This window comes from Gymnodinialimonas mytili (assembly GCF_037544085.1).
Classification (GTDB): domain Bacteria; phylum Pseudomonadota; class Alphaproteobacteria; order Rhodobacterales; family Rhodobacteraceae; genus Gymnodinialimonas; species Gymnodinialimonas mytili.
Genome location: NZ_JBBIFW010000001.1, coordinates 433,565 through 457,921 on the forward strand (window position 1 = coordinate 433,565; position 24,357 = coordinate 457,921).

Sequence of the window (24,357 nt, forward strand, 5' to 3'; positions counted from 1 at the left end):
ACATTGATGAAGAAGGTGCATACGCCGAAATTTGCTTTCAAAGAGCTAAAGATGGCGAAAACGAGAATATGCACGATTGAGTACGCCAAGGCGATTATCACAAACATTGAAGCGGCATCTTTCGTTCGCATGTGGTTCTAATCTCGACAGCTACGTTAGAAATCGGTTGATCGACTGCATTACATAGCAAGCGCCCGGGGAGCATCTGAGCTATCGAGCATTTCCAGCGCCGAGCCGCACCGAAACAGTAGTCGCAATCACCGCCAGCTTGGTGCAATGCCTGCAGGTCTTAACGCAGCCCGGGCGTCCTAGCGGAAGTTCCATTTGGTGCCGCGGAATGAGTCAGCACCCAATGATGGATTGTTATCTGATATTGGTACAGGCGATGCGCAGCGGTCAGTATCAATCTCCCCCAGGCAGACCAGTGGCAGTCTGACGTGCCTACGCAGGGTCCATCCGCTTTGCAGAGCAATCTGGGCCGAAAAAACTTGCTCATGGGCAAAAGTATGAAGGATTTAGGTCTCGCCATGCCCCGCATCCCCTGCTAGGAGACGCCGCATCGCGGGTGTGGCGGAATTGGTAGACGCACCAGATTTAGGTTCTGGCGCCGCAAGGCGTGGGGGTTCAAGTCCCTCCACCCGCACCATTTTTCAATCTAATCTCACCAATGTCCTGATCCGCGATTTGCAGTCAAAGAGCGCGTTGGGCAGAACGCCCATCGCGCGACCTGCAGCACGTTTGGTGGATGGTTTTCAGACATGCCTCGAACATGGCGCGCCGCAGGTGATGCTATCGCTCTACCTCGACACGCCCGAGTTGCTTTCACGAACGGGATTGAGCTTGCAGCGGCCGACGGACCTCACCTCCGGGCGGCTGCCAATCACTCAGCATCTAAGTCGCTCAAGACGTGCGGGAGGATGTCAGGTATATCTTCGGCGATCAGACCGGGGCCGAACGTGCGCGCCGCTTCGACATGCAGCCACGCTGCCGTCGCCGCGGCCTCCAATGCGGGTGTATTGCGCGCCAGAAGGCCGGTGATCAAACCTGCCAACACATCGCCGGAGCCGGCGGTCGCCAGCCACGGTGCCTCGCGGTCATATTGTGCCGAGTGGATCCGGCACTCTCCCTTTTCATCCGCAATGACCGTCGCCGGACCTTTCAGCAACACGACGCATCCGGACCGCTTTGCGGCCTGTCGCACGGCATCCACACTCGAATAGGCGGGGCCGGTCGTGGCAGGCTCATGAACCGCCAGGTCCGGAAAAAGGCGCCGAAACTCGCCCTCATGGGGCGTCAGAACACAATGCTTGTGAAGCAACGCGAAGAGGTGATCGGGATCGTCTTCAAAGGCCGTCAGGGCGTCCGCGTCCAGAACGACCGGCCGCCCTTTGCCTGCGAGAGCGGTTGGCACAAGGTCCAGCGCGCGATCACGGCCCAGCCCTGGCCCAAGGCAAAGGGCGCTCAGACGGGTGTCAGCCAAAACCTTCGTCAGATCCTGGCCCGTGTCGACCCGCGTCATCATCAGGCCGGTGATCTGGGCAGCCACCTCCATCTGGGCGGCGCCTGACACACCGAGGGTCACCAATCCGGCGCCGACACGCAAAGCCGCACGCGCCGCCAGCCGGGCAGCGCCGGTCTTTCCGAAACCGCCTGTTAAGACCAGCGCGCTACCATTGCTGAACTTGTGATCGAGATGATATTTGCGCAGCAGCCACACCCTATCGCGCGTGACAAGCTCAACCGCACCGCTCCCCTCCAGCCCAATGTCCACCACCACCAAGTCACGGTGTACGGCATACCCGTCGGCGCAATAATGGCCGATTTTGGGACGATGGAAGGTGACCGTCAGATTGGCCTCCACCGATGCATCCGAATAGGCGCCGGGGCTGCGCAGTGCACAGCCGCTATCGGCGCAGATGCCACTCGCCAGATCGACGGCGACCACGCGCGCGCCCTGCCCCCCGCGCTCCCAATCGTCGGCAAGCCGAACCACGGCACGCAAAAGCTCATCCAACCCGTCCAGCGGACGCCTGAGCCCCGTCCCGAATAGGGCGTCCACGACAAGATCGTATTCGTCAAAACCGGCTGGCAGACCCTTTGACAGCGGCTCAACCGGTCCCAACGCGTCCCATTTTTCGTAGGTCACGCGCGCGTCTGGTGGAAGCTTATCGGGATCACCGAGAGACAACACGCGGACAGCCCACCCCAACGCAGATAAATGACGTGCGATCACAAAGCCGTCGCCGCCATTGTTGCCCGGTCCGCACAAGACCACCGCGCGGTGGCCCGCATGTACCAGATCTGGCCATTTCGCCATGATCGCATCTACAACGCCTTGCCCGGCCCGCTCCATCAGCTCAAGCCCGGTGACCCTGCCGGAGGCGATCGCTTTTGCCTCAATCGCGCGCATTTCCGCGCTTGTGACCACATCCATCATGAAAGTTTTCCCTGTCACGATTCATTTTCGCACATTTTTTGTGCTACTCGCCCATTTCGTAATCGCGGCCCTGTGAATCCAAAGCCGCGCCGGGCCAGTCGCACTGTCCCACATGGACGCCCCCTGCCCAAAATGATGTCACCTCTGCAATGCGGAGGCGAGGAGGGAGTCGGCGGCCATGAAAAAAATCGAAGCCATCATCAAACCGTTCAAACTGGACGAGGTCAAAGAGGCCCTCCAGGAGATCGGAATTCAAGGCCTCAGCGTCACCGAAGTCAAAGGCTTTGGGCGTCAAAAGGGCCACACGGAATTGTACCGCGGTGCGGAATATGTCGTGGATTTTCTGCCCAAAGTGAAAATCGAGGTCGTGCTGAGCGACGACCAGGCCGAAGCGGCCATCGAGACGATCATCAGTGCGGCGAAAACCGACAAGATCGGCGACGGCAAAATCTTTGTGTCGGATATCAGCCAGGCGATCCGTATTCGGACCGGCGAGGCGGGCGAAGACGCTCTCTAAAATTCATCCATATCAAGAACACCCCCGACCGGGGCCCAAACTGAACTTAAGGGAAGGTCAAATGAGCAAAGACAGCGTTTTGAAGATGATCAAGGACGAGGACGTCGAATATGTTGACATCCGGTTCACCGACCCGCGCGGCAAGCTGCAGCATGTGACGGTGATGTCCGATCAAGTGGACGAAGATTTCCTGGAAGAAGGCTTTATGTTCGACGGATCGTCGATCGCCGGGTGGAAGGGTATCGAAGCGTCGGACATGAAGCTTATGCCCGACACCGAAAGCGCGTATATCGATCCATTCTACGCGGAAAAAACGTTGTGTGTGCATTGCTCGATCGTCGAGCCGGATACCGGCGAAGCCTATGAGCGCGACCCGCGTTCGACCGCGGAGAAGGCCGAGGCTTACTTGAAAGCCTCTGGCATTGGCGATGCCGCGTATTTCGGGCCCGAAGCTGAGTTCTTCGTCTTCGACGATGTGCGCATGTCGATCGAGATCAACAAGGTCTCTTACGAGGTCGACGCTCAGGACGCCTCTTGGAACGGCGACACTGAATATGAGATGGGCAATATGGGCCATCGCCCCGGCGTGAAGGGCGGCTATTTCCCCGTAAATCCGATCGATGCCGGTCAGGACCTGCGCTCGGAAATGCTGTCGACCATGAAGCGCATCGGCATGAAGGTCGACAAGCATCACCACGAAGTGGCGTCGTGCCAGCACGAACTTGGCCTGATCTTCGACAGCCTCACCAAGCAGGCCGACGAACTGCAGAAATACAAATATGTGATCCACAACGTCGCCCATGCCTATGGCAAGTCGGCCACGTTCATGCCCAAGCCCATCGCGGGCGACAACGGCACTGGCATGCATTGCAACATGTCGATCTGGAAAGACGGCAAGCCCCTGTTCGCAGGCGATAAATATGCTGATCTGTCCGACGAAGCGCTGTACTTCATCGGCGGTATCCTGAAGCACGCGAAAGCGCTGAACGCCTTCACAAACCCATCGACCAACTCCTACAAGCGTCTGATCCCGGGCTTTGAAGCTCCGGTCCTGCGCGCCTATTCGGCCCGCAACCGCTCCGGTTGCGTTCGGATCCCATGGACGGAAAGCCCCAAGGCAAAGCGCGTCGAGGCTCGCTTCCCCGATCCAGCGGCGAACCCCTATCTGTGCTTTGCCGCTCTGCTGATGGCTGGGCTCGACGGGATCCAGAACAAGATCCACCCGGGCGAGCCGTCAGACAAAGACCTGTATGATCTCCCCCCTGAAGAGTTGGCCGATATCCCGACGGTCTGCGCATCCTTGCGCGAAGCTCTGGACGAGCTGGAAGCAGATCAAGAGTTCCTGCTGAAGGGCGACGTGTTCACCCGCGACCAATTGGAAGGTTACATGGCGCTAAAATGGGAAGAGGTCTACGCCTACGAGCACACGCCTCATCCAATGGAATACAAGATGTACTACAGCTGCTGATCCCAGCCGCCAGTCACATGAAAGGGCGCCCGTTGAGGCGCCCTTTTTTTGTGGAGCTTTGGCCGCTGATAGAGATTGCTGATGACCCTGTTTTGGGTTTTCAAACAGTCTAGCCTAACGCGAATTCAGCACGAAAAGGGCGCCTTAAAGCGCCCTTTTACCGATGCATGTCAGGTGTCTAGCCTGCGATTTACTTCGCAATCCGTTTTGTTTCAAAAGTCGCGCCGCATTGCCGGCTTGCAACCTTGGCCTGATCCGCCTTGAACGCGGCCAGCGCACGGTCATGACTGGACCCTTGCGCGATCCGATTGATCATCATGTCGTCCGCCCGGTCGCCCACGCGACCACTGACCAGCGACAGCAGGTGGTTAACGATACGAGTCATTTGCTCTGCCTCAGAGTTTTTGTTTTTTATCGCGTCTTTTGCGCAGGTTAGATTTAGAACAAAATGTGGCAGAAAGGGGGCAGATTGTGTCTGTCGTTGAGACATGTGGCACGAAAGCCACCTATTGACCCAGATTTGGGGTCAGTCCTCATCATCCCAAACGTCATCTGCCTTATCATCCAAGGATGCTTCGGCATCATCTTCGAACATGTCGCCGGTATCCGGGTCCCGCGTATCGACGGGATCGCCTTCTTCAGGCGGGCGGCTTTCCAACATGCCAGCCTCACGAAGCTCTTTCAGGCCAGGCAAGTCACGCGCGGATTCCAGTCCGAAATGGTCCAAAAAGTCCTGCGTTACGACATATGTGACAGGACGGCCCGGGGTCATGCGACGACGTCCGAATTTGATCCAGTCCAGTTCGATCAATTGATCTACGGTGCCTCGGCTAACCGATACGCCCCGGATCTCTTCGATTTCTGCGCGGGTGACCGGCTGATGGTACGCAACAATCGCCAGGGTTTCGATCGCCGCGCGGCTAAGCTTGCGTTGCTCAACCTGCTCACGTGCCATCAGAAATCCAAGATCCGCGGCGGTCCGCATCGCATAGGCATCGCCCACGCGGGTGACTTGCACACCGCGGCCTTCATACCGTCGGCGCAGCAGCGACAGTGCCTCGGCCGGATCGGAGCCGTGCGGCATCCGCGCGGCCATCTCCCCCAAAGTGACGGGCTCCGCTGCGGCGAACAGCAGCGCCTCGACCATACGCTCCTGCTCCGCCAAAGGTGGGGCACGAAACAGACTTTCAGGTGCACTTTCAGCGGGTTCCGGAGCGTCGCTCATGTATCTTTCCGGCGTAGTTGAATGGGCGAAAAAGTCTCACTCTGGCGCAACTCGACACGACCCGATTTTGCCAGTTCCAGTGCCGCCGCGAAGTTTGCCGCTGCCGCGGATCGACGGCGTTTGGGATCCGATGCCCATCCATCTGGAAGATACGTCATCAGATCCGCCCACTCCCCCATATACCCGATCAAGCCGCGCAGACGATCCAGCGCCTCTTCCATCGTGAAAACCGCATCGCGATCCATCACAAAGGGGCGAAAATCGTCTTTCGTGCGGATCCGAGCATAGGCCTGCATCAGGTCCAGCAATCCCGCCGTGTAGGTGATTTTGCGAGAGGTGGTCATCGTCTGCGGCTGTCCGCGCACGAACCGATCCCGACCCAAGCGGTCCCGCGCCATCAGTTTCGCCGCACAATCGCGCATCGCGGCTAGGCGCTCCAATTGAAACGCCAAATGCGCGGCCATGTCTTCACCGCTTGGCCCCTCTTCTCCCGGTTCCGGTGGCAAAAGCAGGCGCGATTTCAGGAAGGCCAACCAAGCCGCCATCACCAGATAATCTGCGGCAAGTTCAATCCGCAATTGCCGCGCCTGTTCGATGAACACCAGATATTGTTCGGTCAGGGCCAAGATGGAGATCTTGCGCAGATCCACCTTTTGCGTTCGGCTGAGTGTGAGCAACAGGTCCAGTGGACCTTCAAACCCGTCAACGTCAATGATCAGTGCCTCGGCCTCGCGCCGGGCGATGACCCAGTCCCAATCATCTGAATTTGCGGGCCCTTGATCGGACCCCGTGACGTCAGACATAGACCTCTCCGCTCAGAAGATCGGCAAGGTCCGCTTCGACAGCGTCTATGTCAAGCGGATCGGGTGCACGACGCGCCGCCAGAGCAGCATCACTTCGTGACTTCGCAGGGCCATCCAGAGCGCCCGAGCAAGCGACGACACGCTGCATCTCCGGCAGATCGCCGTTGCAGTGCAGGATCAGATCACATCCGGCGCGACGGGCGCGTTCCGCACGCTTGCCGATCTCACCCGGCAGCGCGCCCATCGAGAGATCATCGGTGATGAGTGCGCCCTTAAACCCAATCTCTTCCCGGATCACGCGGATCATGGACGGGTCCATCGTGGCTGGCAGCTCATGATCATAGGCGTCGTAGACAATATGTGCGGTCATCCCCAACGGTAGGTCTCCAAGCGGGATAAATGCCTTGAAATCAACTCGCTGCAGCGCGTCCCTCGCCTCCGACACCCGCGGCAAATCATGGTGGCTGTCGACGGTGCCAAGCCCATAGCCTGGCAAGTGCTTCACAACCGGCAACACCCCCCCATCGAGGTGACCTTTTGCCACCGCAAGGGCCACCTCGGCGACGCGGTCGGGATCATCTCCATAGAGGCGGTTGAGCAAAACCGGATGCGTGTTTTGCCGCGCAACATCGGCCAACGGGGCACAATTGACGTCGATGCCCACGGCGCGCAATTCGTGTGCGATCAGCCGATAGCGCAGATACATAGAGCGCGGACCATTGGCCGGGCCAGCCTGTGCCATGTGGTCCAGTGCTGGCAGCCACTCACGCCAAATCGGGCCGCGCATCCGTTGGACGCGCCCACCTTCCTGATCAATGAGAATGGGGGCGTCATAGCCAACGGCATCGCGCAATTCTGCCGTCAAAGCAGAGAGTTGCGCGGCATCGCTCACGTTCCGTGCGAACAGGATAAAGCCCCAAGGGCGCGCGTCAGCGAAGAAGGTCTGTTCGTCCGGCGTCAACCGGACCCCATGGCAGCCAAGAATGGTCGCCGACGCGGCGCTCATTCAACGCACCGTCACCGGGATACAAGCCGTCCCGCGGGCGATCAGCGCTGTGCAAAACCGGCGCGACGCGGACAAATCTGCAAAACCATGGGCGCGCAATCGATAAAAGGTCTGCCCGCCCGATGTGGCCTGTTCGATCACACGACCCCGCGCAGTAAAGTAATCGGGGAACTGGCCCGCCAGGCGATCCCAATCCGCCCGCGCTTCATCAGCACTGTCATAGGCGCCAAGTTGAACCAGGCGGGTCCCCGCCTCCAGAGCATTTGGCGCAAGCTCAAGGTTGGCTTGCTCTGCCGCTGCCGGACGGCTTTCGGGCGCAGTGATCACAAGACTTGCCGGTCTCAGCAATGGGCGGGGCGAACGCCGCACGCCCGGGATAGATGTCGGGATCGTTTCGACGCTTTCCGCCTCAACCGCTGGGATGGTTTCATCAATTGCGCCAAGCGGTTGCGCCTCGGCGAGAAGCCGATCGATCAACATCGATGTTTCATCTGCCCCAGGTGTTGGTGACGCATCGGCTCCGACCGAGGCGTTTTCGAATGCTTGTTCCGCGGGCTCCTGCGGGGTGGCCTGCAGCGGCGCCAATTCAACAGGTGGCGGTGCCAAAACCAGTTGATCCGGGACGGGAGCCGCCTCTTCACCCTCGGCCAAGCGATTGACCGAAAGACCTTGGTTCTCAGCCACGGATCCGCCGGGATCTTCGGGGGCGACACGCATCGGACCTTCCGCTGCGCGGACAACGGGCACGTCGGTGACATCGCGCACTAGCAAATGCCATGACCAGACCGCCATGCCCACCACCAACGCCACCGATACCAGGGCGGCAGCCAAGTTGACGATCCGCCCAACAGAAAACGCGGATGCGGGCTCCATGCCATCATCCGGTTCTACCTCATTGAAATAATGGGTATATTGCGGGTACGTATCCCCGCCAAACTGCACATCTGCCATGCTCGCCTCACTGCCCTAGGCCGGTTCAGCATAGCGCCAATCGGCCGGGATACTTGCCTGTTTGCCCCAGCCGTGGTGAGATCTGCGCCTCACATCGTGTCAGCTGGTTTCACACCCAAGATACCAAGACCGTTGGAAATAACAATCGCCACGGCGCGAATCAGGCAAAGTTTCCCCGATGTTGCTGCTGGATCATCCTCCTGGAAAAAGCGCAGATGCGGCTCGGCATTTCCCTTATAGTACAGCGCGTGGAATTCACTCGCCAAATCAAAGAGGTAGAAGGCGATCCGGTGTGGCTCGTGACTTTGTGCCGCGATTTCGATCATCCGCGGATATTCGGCGATCTTGGCGACAAGTGCCAATTCCGCGGGATCTGAGACAGCATCCAACTGATCCAAATCTGGGCTGATCTCTGCGGCATCTGCCTTGCGCAGCACGGATTGGATCCGGGCATGGGCGTATTGCACATAGTAAACGGGGTTGTCTTTCGACTGTTCCCGCACCTTATCGACGTCAAAATCGAGCGGCGCGTCGTTTTTGCGCGTCAGCATATGAAACCGCGTCACATCGGGGCCGACCATTTCCACGACATCCCGAAGCGTCACAAACGTGCCCGCACGCTTGGACATCTTCAACTCTTCATCGCCGCGACGCAGCTTGACCAATTGCGTCAGCTTGACATCCAGAGGAACTTTGCCCGCCGACAACGCGCTGACGGCGGCCTTCATGCGCTTCACATAGCCACCATGATCCGCGCCAAATACATCAATAAGCTCGTCGAACCCCCTGGAAATCTTATCAAAATGATATGCGATATCCGGCGCGAAATACGTCCAAGCGCCGTCGGATTTCATAACGGGACGATCAACATCGTCGCCATGGTCGGTCGATTTGAACAAGGTTTGTTCGCGCGGCTCCCAATCCTCTGGTTTTTTGCCTTTCGGAGGCTCAAGCACGCCTTCATAGATCAGCCCCTTGTCGCGCAAATCGGCCAGTGCAGCTTCGATGCGCCCGGTGCCGTACAACGCCTTTTCACTGAAAAAGACATCCATCTCGACGCCGAGAAGCGCGAGATCCTCGCGGATCAAATCCATCATCTTATCGGTGGCAAATTCGCGGATCTCGGCCAGCCAATATTGTTCGCCTTTGTCGATGAAAGCGTCGCCGACCTTGGCCTTCAGCGCCTCGCCCACTTCGATCAGGTAATCGCCAGGATATGTACCATCTTCGAATGCCACCTGTTGGCCATGCGCTTCGAGATATCGAAGGTATACCGACCGCGCGAGCACATCGACCTGGGCGCCCCCATCGTTGATGTAATACTCCCGCGTCACTTCATAGCCTGCGGCATCCAGAAGGCTCGCCAAAGCATCGCCGAACACTGCGCCACGAGTGTGGCCTACATGCAACGGCCCGGTTGGGTTTGCGCTGACATATTCGACATTTACATGGCGGCCTTCACCTGTTGCAGACTGTCCATAGGCAGGTCCATGGCGCAACACAGACTTTAGGGTATCGCGCCAAACCTTGGCCGATAGGCGCAGGTTCAAGAAGCCTGGCCCGGCCACATCGGCGGAGACAATACGCTCGTCGCTTGCAAGCTTTTCTGCCAGCGCCTCTGCGATATCGCGGGGCTTTTTTGATGCAGGTTTGGCAAGCACCATTGCGGCATTGGTTGCCATATCACCGTGGGCGGGATCGCGCGGCGGCTCGACGGTAATGGCACGCGTTTCAAGCCCCTCGGGCAAGACACCTTCAGAGGTGAGCGCGGCGATCGCCTCTAAGACAGTGTCGCGGATCTCGGCGAATAGGGTCATAGCTTGGGTCCTTCTCAGGTCCCGCGCGGTGTATCACGCCAAGGGGTCGCGTCAATTGTGCGTCACCATCACGGCGTGCAACGCGTGTAATCCAACGGGACGCCGTCGCGGATCAGACGCATAATCTCGCCATCCTGCAAGGGGATCAGCAGCATATTTGCCTGCCATTCTTGTCCTTCACCCGCGCAATTCCCGATATAGGAATACCCATTCGTGCCCTGGATCGGGGTCGGATCAGACAATGTGCAGACCGACTCGTAAAAAGTCAGAACGTTGTAATTGACGCGCACCACCGTTTCCTCTGGATGTGTCGTGCAAGCGCCGAGTTGATAGCGGCCGTTGGCCACCTGAGCCGTGGCCGCATGACCGGCCAGCGCCAAGGTCACGCCCACAGCAACAGCAATACGAAGGGTCATGGTCAACTCCGTGCGTTAAATATGCGGCACGGCAGCGTTCGTCAGGGTTCGCACCGTGCGTAGGTATAGGCTGCACCATTCAACACAACGATCATCCCATCAATGGAGGCTTCCCCTACCAACAACCTGGCGTTGAAGTCTATTCCCTCCGCCGTACAGTCGCCATCATAGAGAAACGTCTGATCCATATCCCGCACATTGATCGGGTTGGACAGGTCACAACATTGCTCAGTCAGACAAAGCGTGGGGAAGGCTAGGGTTGCGCTTCGCTCTCCCCCGGGGCTAAATCCGTCGGAGGGGCAGCTAAACCCTTGATAAAAAAGACCATCCTGTGGAAATGCGCTAGCTGACGTGGCAATGACACACCCGACCGCAAGTGCGGCGGATATACGAAACAATAGGGGCATCGGTAGGCTCCGAAATTGAGCTTATAGGGGCCGTTTGAGTGTGCCGCGATCTGTTCCGCCGATCAACCTTTGGTGGCATTGCAACGCGAAGCGATCCGTCATCCCGGAAATGTAGTCCGACACAAGACGCGCCAGCGCCGTGGTATCTCCGCTGGCTTCAGCCACGTCGGTTTGCCATTCCGCAGGCAACTCCGTCGGCGTTTCGCAAAAATACGGAAACAAATCCTCGACCACCTGCGTGACGTCGGCGCGCATCTCGACTACCGATGGCGCGCGATACATTTTTTTGAATAAAAATTGACGGATGACTTTCAAATCAGCGAACAAGCCGTTGGAAAATTGGACAATTGGAATGCCCGCTTGCCGGATATCGAAGGGCGATTGGGGGTTGACCCGCGCGAGGGTTGCCCTGGCGTTTGCCAGCACGTCCTCGACCAGGCACCCAAAAAACCGTCGCAACGCCTCATGGCGGCGGCGGTCCGTTGCGAGATCCGGATAGCGGGCATCAACTTCGGCAAAACAATCGCTTAGGATCGGCAGTTCAGCCAATTCATCCGCCGAAAACAGTTCGGCACGCAATCCGTCCTGGATGTCATGGTGATTGTAGGCGACATCATCGGCCAGTGCGGCGACCTGCGCCTCAGCTGATGCATGGGTCGCCAGTTCCAGATCGACCTCCATGCCACAGGCAGCCAGCGCCCATGGCAACGGATCAGAGACGGGGCCGTTGTGCTTGGCGATGCCTTCCAATGTCTCCCATGTGAGGTTGCAGCCGTCGAACTCGGCATAGTGCCGCTCAAGATGGGTCACGATCCGAATGGCCTGGGCGTTGTGATCGAAGCCGCCATGGGGCGCCATGAGCACCTGAAGCGCATCCTCGCCGGTATGCCCAAAGGGCGGATGTCCCAGATCATGGGCCAGCGCCACCGTTTCTGTCAGATCCTCGTCCAAGCCAAGGGCCCGGGCCATGGTGCGCGCGACTTGCGCTACTTCAAGCGAATGGGTCAAACGGGTGCGAAAGTAGTCACCCTCATGCTCCACAAACACCTGAGTTTTATGTTTTAATCGCCGAAAGGCCGAGGAATGGATGATCCGATCGCGATCCCGTTGAAAAGCGGATCGATGGGCGCTTTCACACTCCCACACGCGCCGACCGCGTGTCGCCAGGGGATCGCAGGCAAAAGCCGCGCGCATGATGTTCTCCTCTGCGGCCTTATCCAAGCCGCCACTGGTCCGTCTTGTCCCATCCCCTCGCCGCCCATATATTCAAAACAAATGCAAAGCGACAGGTGAAAGCCGATGTTGACTGTTCCCCCAAAGGTGACCAATCGGGCCTTCGCCCGTCTGGCTGAGATCAATGACGGCGCGTCTGCGCCCCAGGCCCTGCGCGTGGCGGTCGAAGGCGGTGGATGTTCCGGGTTTCAATACGAAATCAAGCTCGACACGCCCGCTGACGATGATCTGGTCTTGGAAAGCGCCGGGCAAAAGGTGGTCGTCGATGCGGTCTCCCTCCCGTTTTTGGCGGATGCGACAATCGACTTCAGCGAAGAGTTGATCGGCGCGCGCTTTATTATCGACAACCCGAATGCATCTTCTTCCTGTGGGTGCGGCACCTCGTTCTCGATGTAATGCCGCGTTTTCCTGGCGGTTTTGCCCTTCGGTGATAGGTTAATATCTCGACAGGGAGGGCTTTCGATGGATTTGAGCTATTCACCGGCGGAACACGCGTTTCAATCCGAGGTACGCGCGTTTCTGGCGGAGGCATTGCCCAGCGACATCGCGGCCCGGGTCGCGCGCGGCGATGGGCCGACGCGAGACGATATGGAGGCCTGGCACAGAATCCTGAACGATAAAAACTGGCTCGCGGGACCGTGGCCGACCGAATTTGGCGGACAAGGCTGGGGGCCAATCGAATTGCACATCTTCGAAGAGGAATGTGCCTTGGCCAACGCGCCCCGTATCGTGCCGTTCGGACTGAAGATGCTGGGCCCGGTTCTGATGAAATTTGGCACCAAATCACAGCAGGCGGAATATCTGCCACGAATTTTGGATGGCCGCGATTGGTGGTGCCAGGGGTATTCGGAGCCCGGCGCGGGCAGCGATCTTGCCTCGCTCAAGACGCGGGCAGAGCGTGAGGGCGACCATTACGTCGTGACTGGCCAGAAGACGTGGACCACGCTTGGCCAATATGCCAATCGAATCTTTTGCCTGGTGCGCACCAAATTCGACGGCAAACCGCAGGAAGGGATCTCATTTCTGCTCGTTGATCTCGATTTGCCAGGGATTGAGATGCGCCCAATCCGTCTGATCGAGGGTGGATATGAGGTGAACGAGGTGTTCTTCACCGATGTGCGCGTACCGGTTGCCAATCTGGTTGGCGACGAAAACATGGGTTGGACCATCGCGAAGTATCTTCTGGGTCATGAGCGGACGAACATAGCCGGGACGGGGTTCAGCGTTCAGGCTTTGGCTGAGGTGAAGGCCCTGGCGCGCAAGGTGCTCCGTGGGGGCAAGCCGTTGATCCAAAACCCTCTTTTCGCCGCGCGGCTGGCACGGGTCGAAGCCGAATTGGATGCCATGCGGTTGACCAATCTGCGGATGTTGTCGCTTGCCGCAGACGGCGGACAACTGACCTTTGAACCTTCGATGTTGAAGATTAAGGGGACCGAGATCCGCCAAACGCTGAATGATTTGGCGCGGCGCGCATTGGGCCCTGCCGCAGCCCCTTTCCCGTCTGAGGATCTCGACAATCTGGCGATCGCGCCGCCCGGCCACGCCCAAAACGCGGCAGGGTATTTCAACAATCGCAAGATTTCGATCTACGGAGGGTCCAACGAAATTCAACGCAACATCCTGGCAAAAGGGATGATGCGCGGATGAATTTCGAAATGACGGATGACCGCCGGATGCTGGCCGAAAGCCTGAGCCGGTTTCTGAACGATGCGTGCCCGATCGAAGCGCGCGCCACCCTGGCCTATGAGTCGCCCTTTCATTCCAAGCAAGCCTGGGACGGCCTGGTCGAACTCGGGGCGCTCTATGCGTTGGTACCCGAAGCGCGTGGCGGCATGGGCGGTACGGGTTTCGATATTGCCGTTGTCTTTGAAGCGCTTGGACGTGCGTTGTGCCCCGAGCCAATGCTCCCCGCGCTGATGGCAGCACAGTTGCTGGCCGCCGCCGACAGAACTCTAGAGCCCCTTCTTTCCGGCTTAAGATACGCGGTCGGGATTGGCGAATTGGACGCGCCTTACGATCTGGAGACAATTGCCACATCGGCGCGTCTGAACGGCGATAGCTGGACGCTATCCGGCAGAAAATCTGTGGTTTACGGCGGTGGCGTTGCCGAGCGGATCCTTGTTCTGGCGCGGGCTGAGGGCGCGCTTGCGTTGTTCGAGGTCGACGCAGATGTTGCCGACATCACCCCCTACGGGATGATCGATGGCGGACCTGCGGCGGAAATCTTCCTGGACGACGCGCCGGCTGAGATGCTGTTGCCAGATGCAAAAGCGGCGGCGCGCACCGCGTTGGATGCCGGAGTGCTTGCACTATCGGCCGAGGCGCTCGGCGCGATGCAAACCGCAACAGATATGTTGACCGACTATTTGAAGACGCGTCAGCAGTTTGGCCAAAAGCTCGGCGCTTTCCAAGCGCTCCAGCACCGAGCAGTGACATTGATGATCGAAATCGAACAGGCAAGATCTTCGGTCATCCTAGCAGCCGATGCCTTGGGTGAGGACAAGCAGTCGTATCGCATCAGCCAGGCGAAGCACCTTGTTGGGATCATCGCCCGGCAAGTCTCTGAAGAGACGATACAAATGCATGGCGGGATCGGCATAACCTGGGAATACCCGCTGGCGCATTACGCCAAACGCCTGGTGATGATTGATCACCAATTGGGCGATACAGATCACCATCTGGAACGGCTGATGGGCGAAATTATCGACGGTTGACGCAGGCGGTTTCGGGATTGCTTGCGCCGGTCAGTCGTGATCATGTCTGGGCGCCCGAAACGGGCGCCATGCCGCAGTTTTCCCAGGGATCGCAATGCAACCGACAGCCAGCCATTTCGTGAACGGAGCCTATGTCGAGGATAAAAACGGGCCGTTGATCCCCGTGACCTTCCCCGGAACAGGCGAAGAGATCGCGCGCGTCCACGAGGCAACGCCTGCCATTGTCGATGCCGCCATCGCCTCGGCAAAAGCGGCACAATCAGCCTGGGCCGCCTTGATGCCCGTAGAACGCGGACGCGTTCTCAGACGCGCGGCTGATCTGATACGCGCAAGAAATCAAGAGCTCAGCGAATTAGAGACATTGGATACCGGCAAACCGATCCAGGAAACACTGGTCGCAGATGCAACCTCGGCCGCTGATGCGCTGGAGTATTTCGGTGGCCTGGCAGCGACACTGACGGGCGACCACATTCCGCTTGGTGGCGATTGGGCATATACGATGCGGATTCCGCTCGGGGTCTGTGTCGGGATCGGCGCATGGAACTACCCCACACAAATCGCGGCATGGAAAGCGGCCCCGGCCCTGGCATGCGGCAACACAATGGTGTTCAAACCATCTGAACAAACGCCTCTATGTGCTTTGAAACTCGCGGAAATTCTGATCGAAGCAGGCGCGCCGCCCGGTGTATTCAACGTGATCCAAGGCGCTGGTTCGGTGGGCAAAGCATTGGTGGAGGATCGGCGTATCGCCAAAGTGTCGCTGACAGGCTCGGCCCCGACGGGCAAAAAGGTCTACGCCGCGGCCGCATCGCAAATGAAGCACGTCACCATGGAACTTGGTGGCAAATCACCGCTGATCATCTTCGATGATGCGGATGTGGACAGCGCCGTTTCGGCAGCGATCAACGCGAATTTCTATTCATCGGGTCAAATCTGCTCCAACGGGACCCGCGTTTTTGTGCAAAGCGGGATCAAAGATGCTTTCCTCGACCGTTTGATCGCTCGGACATCCAAAGCCGTGATCGGCGATCCGCGCGATCCCGCCACGAACTTCGGTCCGATGATAAGTGAGGAACAGCTCTCAATCACTTGTTCCTACATCGAAAAAGGCAAAGCCGAAGGCGCAACTCTGGCCTATGGCGGACAGCGCCTGGGCGCAGATGGCCACTTCATCGAGCCTGCGATTTTCAGCGACGTGACAGATGACATGAGCATCGCGCGGGAAGAGATTTTCGGACCGGTTCTATCGCTGTTTGACTTTGAGACCGAGGAAGAGGTTATCAAACGGGCCAATGCAACGGATTTGGGGCTGTCTGGCGCTGTGTTCACTGCCGATCTGACCCGCGCCCACCGCATCGTCGCAGCGATTGAGGCCGGGACCTGCTGGATAAACCAGTACAATCTGACGCCGGTGGAGATGCCCTTCGGAGGATCGAAAGCCTCAGGCATCGGTCGCGAAAACTCGAAAGCCGCGATTGAATCCTATTCTGAGATCAAAACGATCTATGTCGGGATGTCCCCTGTCGACGCCGCATTCTAGTGCTCCAGCTGCAGCACGTCACCAAATGGCGGGATCACAGTCGAGTCCCCGTTGACCGCCCAGAGGACTGGGAAATCCGGCTTCGGTCCAAAAGGTGCATCCAAATCGGTTAAGACCACCAGGATTGATGGCCAATACCGCGCAGCGGCTTGAATAACGGGCCGAAAATCCGTCCCGCCCCCACTTCGAAGATCCATGGAAGACGCGGTCGCACCCCCAAAATCGCTTAGGGCTAAGGTGGCATAAACCTTTTCGTCGAATGCAAGCACATGAGTTTCGGCGCCTGTCCGTCGGCTAACCCCTTGTGTTTCGTTCGCAAAAAGCTGCATCGACAGGGGATCAATCGAACTGGACGTGTCGATTGCGACCACGATCCGAGGGCGCATTGCGTCACGCGCCCGACCAGGCTGGAACGCGGGCTCCGCACCGCCATTGGCCACCATTGCGATCCAACGCGAGGACGGCCGCCGGAACGACGGAACGGGATCGTGAGATATCGCGCGCGCCATCAAACCACGCAGCCGAACCTCCCACGGCGTGGTTGCGGGGCTCAGACCGCCGATGATTGCCCCATACTTCCCGATACCGCTGCCAGCTCTGCGGCCCGCATTCAGGGCGCGGGTCACATGGTTTTGCCAATCAAGATCGGATTTGCGTTGGTCGGTTTCGCCAGTCTGCCCGACCGCAACGTCCTGCTTGAAACCTTGCTTTTGTCCGTAAGCGCGCGCCCTGTCTGCGCGTGTTTTGTCGGCGTGCAGGAAAATGGCCAATCGCTCCACATCCCAATCCTGCAAAATGGCCACCGGTGACGGCGCGCTCTCGCCAATATCCGCCAACAATTCGGACGCCAACACGGCAGGGCGAGGTAACGCGTGGTCAGCCAGCGCAAGTGTTTGGTTCACCAGCCCGTCCGCCGCTATTCCAAACAAATCGGCGTCGAATTCTGCGCCAAGACGCTCCGACATCACCAGGGCGCGATCTGAGTGCCGAAACGCGACATGTAAGACATGATGCGCCACAATGGCGGTTTGCTCCGCCAATCCAAACGACGTGAACTCTGGCCCGTAAGCAATTGTATCACCTACGGTTCTGGTCACGGCATCCCCATCGCGATGCAGACACCACAGCGCCAGAATAGATAAGGCCGGGTCAATTTCCGCCAGTTGCGCGAGTGCTCGATCCGCGCGCTTTGAATGCGTCATACCAAGCCTGCCTGAACACGACTTTCCGAGTATTCGGCATAGGCAGCAGAGGTCGCAAATACCTGATGCCAGCCTTCCTCCATGGCGCGAGAGATCAACAGCTCAAACCCGAAGGCTGCCAATTCACTCACCGGTAAGCCGGGCCGGTCGAGCATAGGAAGATCCGCCAGGATTTCGATTGCTGCTGGGAGCGTATCCTGCGTCGTGGCGCTGGCCAGCGCAAACACCAAAGCTGTCAATCCATGCAGGTTTTCAGGGTAAAGTTCAGCCCGTTTGGCGCGCATTGTCGTCAACATCGCATGCACCTGAACGCTGGACGCGATATCATCTACGACGAGTGCAAATTCTGCGGCGGCCGCAGCACCGATTGTCCCTGCAATCATGACGTTGCGCGCGTCCCTGTCAGCCTCAGATGCAAGGATCGCGCTGACCCGGGTCCAGGATCGCGGGGTGCACGCAATGGCGTCGCCGCGTCTGAGCGATGTCTCGGTCGTATCCAACAAATCTGGTCGGCTACGCAAAAATGCGGCCACGGTCGGATGAATGCTTGCGCGCGGCGCGTAGTTTTTCAGCCAATCCTCCGGGTCGGCCTGCACGATCATATGCACCATACGATCAGACAAGGCGGTTCCCATTTCATAGGCAACCGCACCATCTTCAACGGAGTTTCCCGCAGCGACAATGAAGACAGATGCGGGCAATGTGCGCCGGCCGACTCGGCGTTCTTGTAATAACCCATAAACAGTTGGTTGCAGTTGTTGCGACGCTGCCGTCAATTCGTCCAGAAACAGAATGGCGGGCTCTGATGTGTCAGGTAAATCCTCCGGGGGAAACCACACTGTTTTCTTATTGTCGTGGTCGTAGAAGGGGAGACCACGCAAATCCTGTGGTTCAATGGTTGTCAGGCGAAGATCATAAAGCTCAGCGCCGATATCCGACGCAAGCTCCTGAACCAATTCCGTTTTCCCGACACCTGGACGCCCATGCAACATCCAACTTGTTGTAAGGTGACCACGCTTCTGCTGGGCCCAACCAGCCTTTAGAACGCGCAACGCCTCACCCGCAGAGACGCGATGTGCATTAATTGCCACTTGCTGGTGCCTCCGCTGCAAACCGATCCATCCACGCGGTCAGGCGCGCATGGGCAGAGATTGCCTTCGTCTCAATACTGACTTCCTGCACGGATATACCTAACCTCAAATTGGCATTTTGTAGGTCTTTCTCCGTTAGTGTTTCATCGAACACATCACTTAGATACGCTTGATCGCCCTCTGACAGATCCATCACCTGGGGTCTGGGCGTATCGGTTTGGATTGAGATCAACGTCAGTGGCGCGACCCGTGCAAGCTCTGATTGCTCTGCCACGAGCACGAGCTGCCCCACCTCCAATTCTCGCCGCGCGGCAAGACGGCGTAGTGCGGTCTTTGCACGAAACGCAAAGGCATCGACAATGCGCTCTGCCTCGGGTTTTGACATCAGCCTCTCGCGCGCGCCTTCAGACAAGCGCAGAACCTTCAGTTCAACGAAGGCGATAACGATCAGCATCGCCAGCGGTGCCTGGGTCACCGGTTGGGCAAGATCACGTGACATCAAAGGCAAGACCAGAAACGGCAGCAACGCCCCCATGTAGCGCACCATCTGCATCTCGAATATCAAACGCAGCCAAAGGCCAAGCCGTCCCTTGCGGGGCAGCAACTGGACACGCCCAAAGAACTTCTTGGGCAGTGAACGCGTTTCCAGAACGCCCGGATTCAGAAGTGTTTTGTGCGACACGATGAACATTTTGCCCCTCAAAAGTGCGGCGTGAGCGTAATTCTGCCTCAGGATAGGGCCAAAGTCGCCGCTGCCAAATGGCACGTCTAGCCGAACAACCTGTGAACGCCCTATAGGGGGATGTCCTTTGACTTTGGAGACCGACATATGACCCCGCTTGACCAGCCGCTATCCTGTTTCAAAGCTTATGATATCCGCGGCCGATTGGACGAAGACCTGACCGAGGCGAACGCATATCGCATCGGACGGGCCTTTGCCGATGTGTTGGACGCGAAACGGGTTGTCATCGGGCGCGACGTGCGTCCGTCCTCGGAGGGTTTGGCCGGCGCGTTGGCTGATGGCCTCATGGCTGCCGGCGTCGAAGTCTTGGACCTGGGGCTTTCGGGCACTGAGGAGACTTATTTTGCGGTGTCGCATCTGAACGCGGATGGCGGCATTTGCGTCACGGCCTCGCACAATCCGATGGATTACAACGGCATGAAGATGGTCCGTGCGAATTCTGCGCCGATCGGATCTGAGAGCGGGATGGCGGAGATCAAGGCGCTCGCGGAAAGCGGCGCCTTTCGCGAGGAAGTACCGGGGGGCACGATTAAAGATGTCTCCGATACACGCGTCTCATATGTCGAATGCCTGCTCGGATTTGTCTCAACGTCTGCGTTGAAACCATTGAAAATACTCGTGAATGCTGGCAATGGCGCGGCCGGACCAAGTTTCGACGCAATCGCCGACGGTTTGGCAAAAGCTGGCGCCCCGTGGGAGTTTGTGAGGATGCACCACACCCCCGACGGGTCCTTCCCGAACGGTATTCCCAACCCGCTTCTCCCTGAAAACCAGCCTGTGACGTCCGAAGCAGTGGTCCGTGAAGGCGCCGATTTTGCGGTCGCATGGGACGGCGATTTTGACCGCTGCTTCTTCTTTGATCATGAAGGGGGCTTCATTCCTGGGGAATATGTCGTGGGCCTGCTCGCCGAGGTGTTTCTGACAAAGACACCGGGCGCGAAGATCGTGCACGATCCCCGGATCATTTGGAGCACACAACATGTGGTGTCCGAAGCTGGCGGGCAAGCCATCATGTCGCAATGTGGTCACTCAAACATCAAACAAATCTTACGAGATCAGGATGCCGTCTATGGCGGCGAGATGTCGGCACACCACTATTTCAGAGATTTCTTCTATTGCGACTCTGGGATGATCCCGTGGTTGTTGATCGGTGAATTGTTGAACCGCAAGAACACGACCCTCAAAGCCTTGATGGAGGAACGCCGCACAACGTTTCCATCCTCCGGTGAAGTCAATTTCCGCGTGGATGATACCGGCCCTGTGATTTCACGGATCGAAAGCACCTATGCCCCGCAGGCCAGCAGCCGCGATGACATCGATGGGCTTAGCCTGTCCTTCGATAGCTGGCGCTTCAATCTCCGCTCCTCAAATACAGAGCCGCTGCTGAGACTGAATATTGAGGCCAAAGGAAATCCAGAACTCGTTGCGGAAAAGCTTGATGAGCTGCGCAATATGATTCAGCAGTGATCGCGAGACGAATGTCGGAAAAAATCTGCATTCCGAGCTATCAAGGCTCAAGAATGCAGATAAAAGCCGGATAAGTGATAGTCAGGATACTATGAATTTATCCACAGGCTCCTATGTCCACAGAAAATTCAAATGGTTATCCACAGGAAAACTCTGTGGAAAGTCTGTGGGTTTTGGCACTGTGCGAAAAAATGAAGCCCGGAGGGACGCTGCGCTGCACCTCGACTGAAAACCGACGCGCATGGCACCGGGCCAATCGCAACGAAGAATTAATGAATCTTGACGCACAGCCTCAGATAAAACCCGCAAACAATTGAAAAGTAATAACAATAGAGCAAACAAAGGCACTTTGACGATTGGAACGCCTTCAAACCGGGACACAATCGTCCGTGTGATGCTGACCATCCCTCGACCCGACCGACATCCAAGATGATGAGACGCCGATAGATCGCCAGACGGCTTGGCCCCCTTTCGGATATCCCGATTTCGGCATACACCCCGAGAAACCACCTTGAAGGAGGGCGCAATGACCGCGGCACACGCGCCTCAATTTGCGATCGCCATACCCATGTTGAACGAAGCAGAGACGGTCCCGGTATTGCTCGGCGGCTGCGTGGCGGCGGCTCGTCCCCTCGGTACATTCGAGATCTGCGTCACCGATGACGGCTCGACCGATGGCACTGCAAGCGCGCTTAAGACATTCGGCGCGGCAAATCCGGATATCCTGCTGAAAATCATCACACATCCGCGGCCTGCTGGCCAATCTGCCGCGGTCCACGCAGCGGTGCGCGCAGCCGAGGCGCCGATTATCGCGACCCTGGATGGCGACGGCCAAAACCCACCCGAAGACCTGCCGAAGGTGGTCGGACCTTTGCTGAATGGTCCAGATCACCTTGCCCTGATCGCAGGGCAACGTGTCAAACGCGACGACCCCTTGCACAAACGCCTCGCATCGAAAGCCGCCAATGCTTTGCGCAAGACCTTGCTGAAAGATGGCACTCGCGACACGGGCTGCGGTTTGAAAGCGTTCCGCCGCGAGGCCTACCTTGCCCTTCCCTATTTCAACCACATGCACCGGTACCTTCCCGCGCTGTTTCAGCGTGACGGCTGGCAGGTCGGCCATGTCGACGTGTCGCACAAGCCGCGCGTTGCAGGGGCCTCCAAATACACCAATCTAGGGAGAGCCATCGTGGGTCTCAGTGACCTTGTCGGCGTGGCTTGGCTGATCCGGCGCAAACGCAGCGTCCTGCCATCTGAAACTTTGATTTCCAGGCCGGAGGATCGTGTCTGATGCAAGACTGGCTGTTTGAATTCCTCAAGATCGACAATTGGCTAGAGTTCTGGTGGGTGGCGCTTGGCTTCCTGGCACAGGCTATCTTCGCATCGCGATTCATCGTGCAATGGATCGCCTCTGAGCGAGCCGGGCGATCCTATGTCCCCGTCGCGTTCTGGTATCTGTCGATCAGCGGCGGCCTTCTGATGTTATCCTACGCGATCTATCGGCAGGATCCGGTGTTTATCTTGGGTCAATCCACCGGGGTCATCGTCTATGCGCGCAACTTGATGCTGATCCATCGCACGCGCCGGGACGAACAAACCACGGAAGCCGTCGACGCCGTTCATACGACCAAATGACATCTCGCTTTGCGCCATGGGCGGTGTTGCTGCTGGCTTTGCTAAGCTTTGGCATCGGGTTGGCAGAACTGCCGGTTCAGGATCGCGACGAGGCACGTTTCGCCCAAGCCGCCCGGCAGATGGCCGAAACCGGCGATCTCATCGATATCCGGCTATTGGACCAACCGCGCCACAATAAACCGGCCCTCATCTACTGGGCGCAAAGTGCCGCGATTTGGCTTACCGGGGCAGAGGGCACGACGCCGATCTGGGTGCATCGGCTGCCTTCCTATCTGGCCGGAGTGTTCAGCGCCTTCGCCCTGATCTGGGCCGGCACTCCCCTTGTCGGTCGACGCGCTGCGATCCTGGCCGGGATCATGTGCGCAACCGTGTACATGCTCCATGCCGAAGCACGCACCGCGAAAACCGATGCTGCATTGCTATTGTCGGTGATCCTGGCCATGGGTGCGCTGGGTCACATCTGGATGGGCAAAGCACGATCGGTGCTGACACCGGCAATCTTCTGGACAGCCATGGCCGCGGGCTTCTTGCTGAAAGGCCCGATGGTCGCGCTGCCGGTGTTGGGCGCAATTTTGTGGTGCAGCGCCTTCGCACGTGATCTCCGATGGCTCGCCGCCTTGCGTCCCCTGCCCGGCATGGTGTGGATGCTGGCGCTCACCACCCCTTGGTTCATCGCAATCACGATTGTGACTGATGGTGCATTTTGGTCGGCCTCGCTCGGCACGGACTTGACCGACAAGATCACGACCGAAGGCGAGCATAGCGGCAGTCCTCCGGGCCTCTATCTGCTGACGATCTGGCTGACATTCTGGCCATGGAGTGTCATCTTGCCAATGGCGGCAATTGTGGGGTGGCGGGGGCGCAAACGTCCTGACATTGCGTTCCTGCTCGGCTGGCTTGTGCCCGCCTGGCTGGTTTTTGAAGCCGTGCCGGTCAAGCTGTTGCACTACACTTTGCCGCTTTACCCTCCGCTGATGTTGCTGGGCGCCGTTGCGCTCTGGCAATTGGCCGAGGGCGAGATGCGCTTCCGTCGTTGGATCGCGGCCTTGGGCGGGTTTGGCTTTCTGCTGGGTTTGGGCGCCTTCACCGCCGCGCTCATCGCCGCACCATGGATCTACGGCGACGCCGTGCCCTGGCTGGCATGGTTCGGCGCCGCCATCACGTTGCTGGCTGGCTTCGGCGCGTTGATCAGCCTTTGGCGGGCTGAGCTTACACAATCCGTCACATGCCTGGCACTTGCCGGTATCATCGTCGGTTGGACGCTGTCCGCGGTTTCGCTACCTGCCTCCACAGATCTGCGTTTGGCCAAGCGGATCGCAACTGCGATGGCACAGCATACGTGTTTCGCTCCACCCGTGGCCCTTGCAGGCTTTTCGGAACCCTCAGCCGCTTTCTATATGGGGGGTGAAGTCGTGTTCCTGGACACCGAAACGGCCTTTGACTACCTGGCCGCCGAGACCGGTCGTAGCGTCTGGATCGATGCCCGCCGGTTAGACGATGCCCCACCGCCAGGCGTGCCAGAGATCACCGAGATCGACGGGCTGAACTTCGCCAATTTCCGTGAGGTGACCATGCGCCTCTTCGTATCGCCGGGGGTGCCCGCGCCTGCGGAGCCCTGTAGCTCGTGATGTCACTCTGACATCGTTAGTCGTTTTTGTCAGAAGCTCGGCTCGATTATCCACATGC

Annotated in this window: 22 protein-coding genes and 1 tRNA gene; 11 read left to right on the plus strand and 12 right to left on the minus strand. The window is 58.4% G+C overall.

The window, feature by feature from the left end; genetic code table 11:
* The first annotated feature begins 561 nt into the window (after positions 1-561).
* A tRNA-Leu gene (locus V8J82_RS02080) sits at positions 562-646 on the plus strand.
* Between the two features lie 234 nt (positions 647-880).
* Here V8J82_RS02080 and V8J82_RS02085 read toward each other — a convergent pair.
* The gene (locus tag V8J82_RS02085; RefSeq protein WP_339971645.1) at positions 881-2,455 is read right to left on the minus strand and encodes an NAD(P)H-hydrate dehydratase; all 1,575 of its coding nucleotides are present in this window, start codon (positions 2,453-2,455) and stop codon (positions 881-883) included.
* 160 nt (positions 2,456-2,615) lie between these two features.
* Here V8J82_RS02085 and V8J82_RS02090 point away from each other — a divergent pair, with 160 nt between their 5' ends.
* Positions 2,616-2,954, plus strand: a complete 339-nt coding sequence (locus tag V8J82_RS02090; protein ID WP_339971648.1) for a P-II family nitrogen regulator — start codon at positions 2,616-2,618, stop codon at positions 2,952-2,954.
* Between the two features lie 61 nt (positions 2,955-3,015).
* Entirely contained in the window at positions 3,016-4,422 is a 1,407-nt protein-coding gene (glnA, locus tag V8J82_RS02095) for a type I glutamate--ammonia ligase (protein WP_339971650.1), read from the plus strand.
* Between the two features lie 190 nt (positions 4,423-4,612).
* On the opposite strand, the gene V8J82_RS02100 is transcribed toward glnA, so the two are convergent.
* The 8 genes from V8J82_RS02100 to V8J82_RS02135 all read right to left on the minus strand — a co-directional run bounded on the left by V8J82_RS02100 (position 4,613) and on the right by V8J82_RS02135 (position 12,241).
* Positions 4,613-4,807 carry a hypothetical protein gene (locus tag V8J82_RS02100; RefSeq protein ID WP_339971652.1) on the minus strand — a complete coding sequence of 65 codons (195 nt, stop codon included), beginning with the start codon at positions 4,805-4,807 and terminating at the stop codon, positions 4,613-4,615.
* A gap of 141 nt (positions 4,808-4,948) precedes the next feature.
* Positions 4,949-5,647, minus strand: coding sequence for an SMC-Scp complex subunit ScpB (gene scpB, locus V8J82_RS02105; protein WP_339971654.1), 699 nt, complete (start codon positions 5,645-5,647; stop codon positions 4,949-4,951).
* Positions 5,644-6,450: a segregation and condensation protein A gene (locus V8J82_RS02110; RefSeq protein WP_339971656.1), complete on the minus strand. Its 807-nt coding sequence runs from the start codon at positions 6,448-6,450 to the stop codon at positions 5,644-5,646. The genes scpB and V8J82_RS02110 overlap by 4 nt, the downstream gene beginning before the upstream one ends.
* Complete coding sequence (locus V8J82_RS02115) at positions 6,443-7,456, minus strand: glycoside hydrolase family 3 N-terminal domain-containing protein (RefSeq protein ID WP_339971658.1); 1,014 nt, start codon at positions 7,454-7,456, stop codon at positions 6,443-6,445. The genes V8J82_RS02110 and V8J82_RS02115 overlap by 8 nt, the downstream gene beginning before the upstream one ends.
* Positions 7,457-8,407, minus strand: a complete 951-nt coding sequence (locus V8J82_RS02120) for an SPOR domain-containing protein (protein WP_339971660.1) — start codon at positions 8,405-8,407, stop codon at positions 7,457-7,459.
* An 89-nt stretch (positions 8,408-8,496) separates the two neighbouring features.
* Entirely contained in the window at positions 8,497-10,224 is a 1,728-nt protein-coding gene (argS, locus tag V8J82_RS02125; protein ID WP_339971662.1) for an arginine--tRNA ligase, read from the minus strand.
* Positions 10,225-10,292: 68 nt separating this feature from the next.
* A complete protein-coding gene (locus V8J82_RS02130; protein ID WP_339971665.1) occupies positions 10,293-10,640 on the minus strand; it encodes a hypothetical protein in 348 nt (115 codons plus the stop codon).
* A gap of 428 nt (positions 10,641-11,068) precedes the next feature.
* Positions 11,069-12,241 (minus strand): deoxyguanosinetriphosphate triphosphohydrolase, encoded by a 1,173-nt coding sequence (locus tag V8J82_RS02135; RefSeq protein WP_339971666.1) that lies wholly within the window; start codon positions 12,239-12,241, stop codon positions 11,069-11,071.
* A 105-nt stretch (positions 12,242-12,346) separates the two neighbouring features.
* On the opposite strand from V8J82_RS02135, the gene V8J82_RS02140 reads away from it, so the two are divergent.
* The 4 genes from V8J82_RS02140 (at position 12,347) to betB (ending at position 16,534) form a co-directional block, all read left to right on the plus strand.
* Positions 12,347-12,676, plus strand: coding sequence for a HesB/IscA family protein (locus V8J82_RS02140; RefSeq protein ID WP_339971667.1), 330 nt, complete (start codon positions 12,347-12,349; stop codon positions 12,674-12,676).
* A 66-nt stretch (positions 12,677-12,742) separates the two neighbouring features.
* The gene (locus tag V8J82_RS02145; protein WP_339971668.1) at positions 12,743-13,927 is read left to right on the plus strand and encodes an acyl-CoA dehydrogenase family protein; all 1,185 of its coding nucleotides are present in this window, start codon (positions 12,743-12,745) and stop codon (positions 13,925-13,927) included.
* On the plus strand, positions 13,924-14,994 hold the full coding sequence (locus V8J82_RS02150; protein WP_339971669.1) for an acyl-CoA dehydrogenase family protein: 1,071 nt from the start codon (positions 13,924-13,926) through the stop codon (positions 14,992-14,994). The genes V8J82_RS02145 and V8J82_RS02150 overlap by 4 nt, the downstream gene beginning before the upstream one ends.
* A gap of 94 nt (positions 14,995-15,088) precedes the next feature.
* Entirely contained in the window at positions 15,089-16,534 is a 1,446-nt protein-coding gene (gene betB, locus V8J82_RS02155) for a betaine-aldehyde dehydrogenase (RefSeq protein ID WP_339971670.1), read from the plus strand.
* On the opposite strand, the gene V8J82_RS02160 is transcribed toward betB, so the two are convergent.
* The 3 genes from V8J82_RS02160 to V8J82_RS02170 are packed head-to-tail and all read right to left on the minus strand — an operon-like array spanning position 16,531 to position 19,518.
* Positions 16,531-17,736: a vWA domain-containing protein gene (locus V8J82_RS02160; protein ID WP_339971671.1), complete on the minus strand. Its 1,206-nt coding sequence runs from the start codon at positions 17,734-17,736 to the stop codon at positions 16,531-16,533. The two genes, betB and V8J82_RS02160, sit on opposite strands and share 4 nt — an antisense overlap.
* Positions 17,733-18,827: an AAA family ATPase gene (locus V8J82_RS02165; RefSeq protein ID WP_339971673.1), complete on the minus strand. Its 1,095-nt coding sequence runs from the start codon at positions 18,825-18,827 to the stop codon at positions 17,733-17,735. The genes V8J82_RS02160 and V8J82_RS02165 overlap by 4 nt, the downstream gene beginning before the upstream one ends.
* Positions 18,817-19,518 carry a hypothetical protein gene (locus tag V8J82_RS02170; protein WP_339971675.1) on the minus strand — a complete coding sequence of 234 codons (702 nt, stop codon included), beginning with the start codon at positions 19,516-19,518 and terminating at the stop codon, positions 18,817-18,819. The genes V8J82_RS02165 and V8J82_RS02170 overlap by 11 nt, the downstream gene beginning before the upstream one ends.
* A gap of 138 nt (positions 19,519-19,656) precedes the next feature.
* Here V8J82_RS02170 and V8J82_RS02175 point away from each other — a divergent pair, with 138 nt between their 5' ends.
* From V8J82_RS02175 to V8J82_RS02190, 4 genes are all read left to right on the plus strand, one after another.
* A complete protein-coding gene (locus tag V8J82_RS02175) occupies positions 19,657-21,036 on the plus strand; it encodes a phosphohexomutase domain-containing protein (protein ID WP_339971677.1) in 1,380 nt (459 codons plus the stop codon).
* Between the two features lie 526 nt (positions 21,037-21,562).
* Positions 21,563-22,327, plus strand: a complete 765-nt coding sequence (locus V8J82_RS02180; RefSeq protein ID WP_339971679.1) for a glycosyltransferase family 2 protein — start codon at positions 21,563-21,565, stop codon at positions 22,325-22,327.
* Complete coding sequence (locus tag V8J82_RS02185; RefSeq protein WP_339971681.1) at positions 22,327-22,671, plus strand: lipid-A-disaccharide synthase N-terminal domain-containing protein; 345 nt, start codon at positions 22,327-22,329, stop codon at positions 22,669-22,671. The genes V8J82_RS02180 and V8J82_RS02185 overlap by 1 nt, the downstream gene beginning before the upstream one ends.
* A complete protein-coding gene (locus V8J82_RS02190; protein ID WP_339971683.1) occupies positions 22,668-24,299 on the plus strand; it encodes an ArnT family glycosyltransferase in 1,632 nt (543 codons plus the stop codon). The genes V8J82_RS02185 and V8J82_RS02190 overlap by 4 nt, the downstream gene beginning before the upstream one ends.
* The last annotated feature ends 58 nt before the right edge of the window (positions 24,300-24,357 follow it).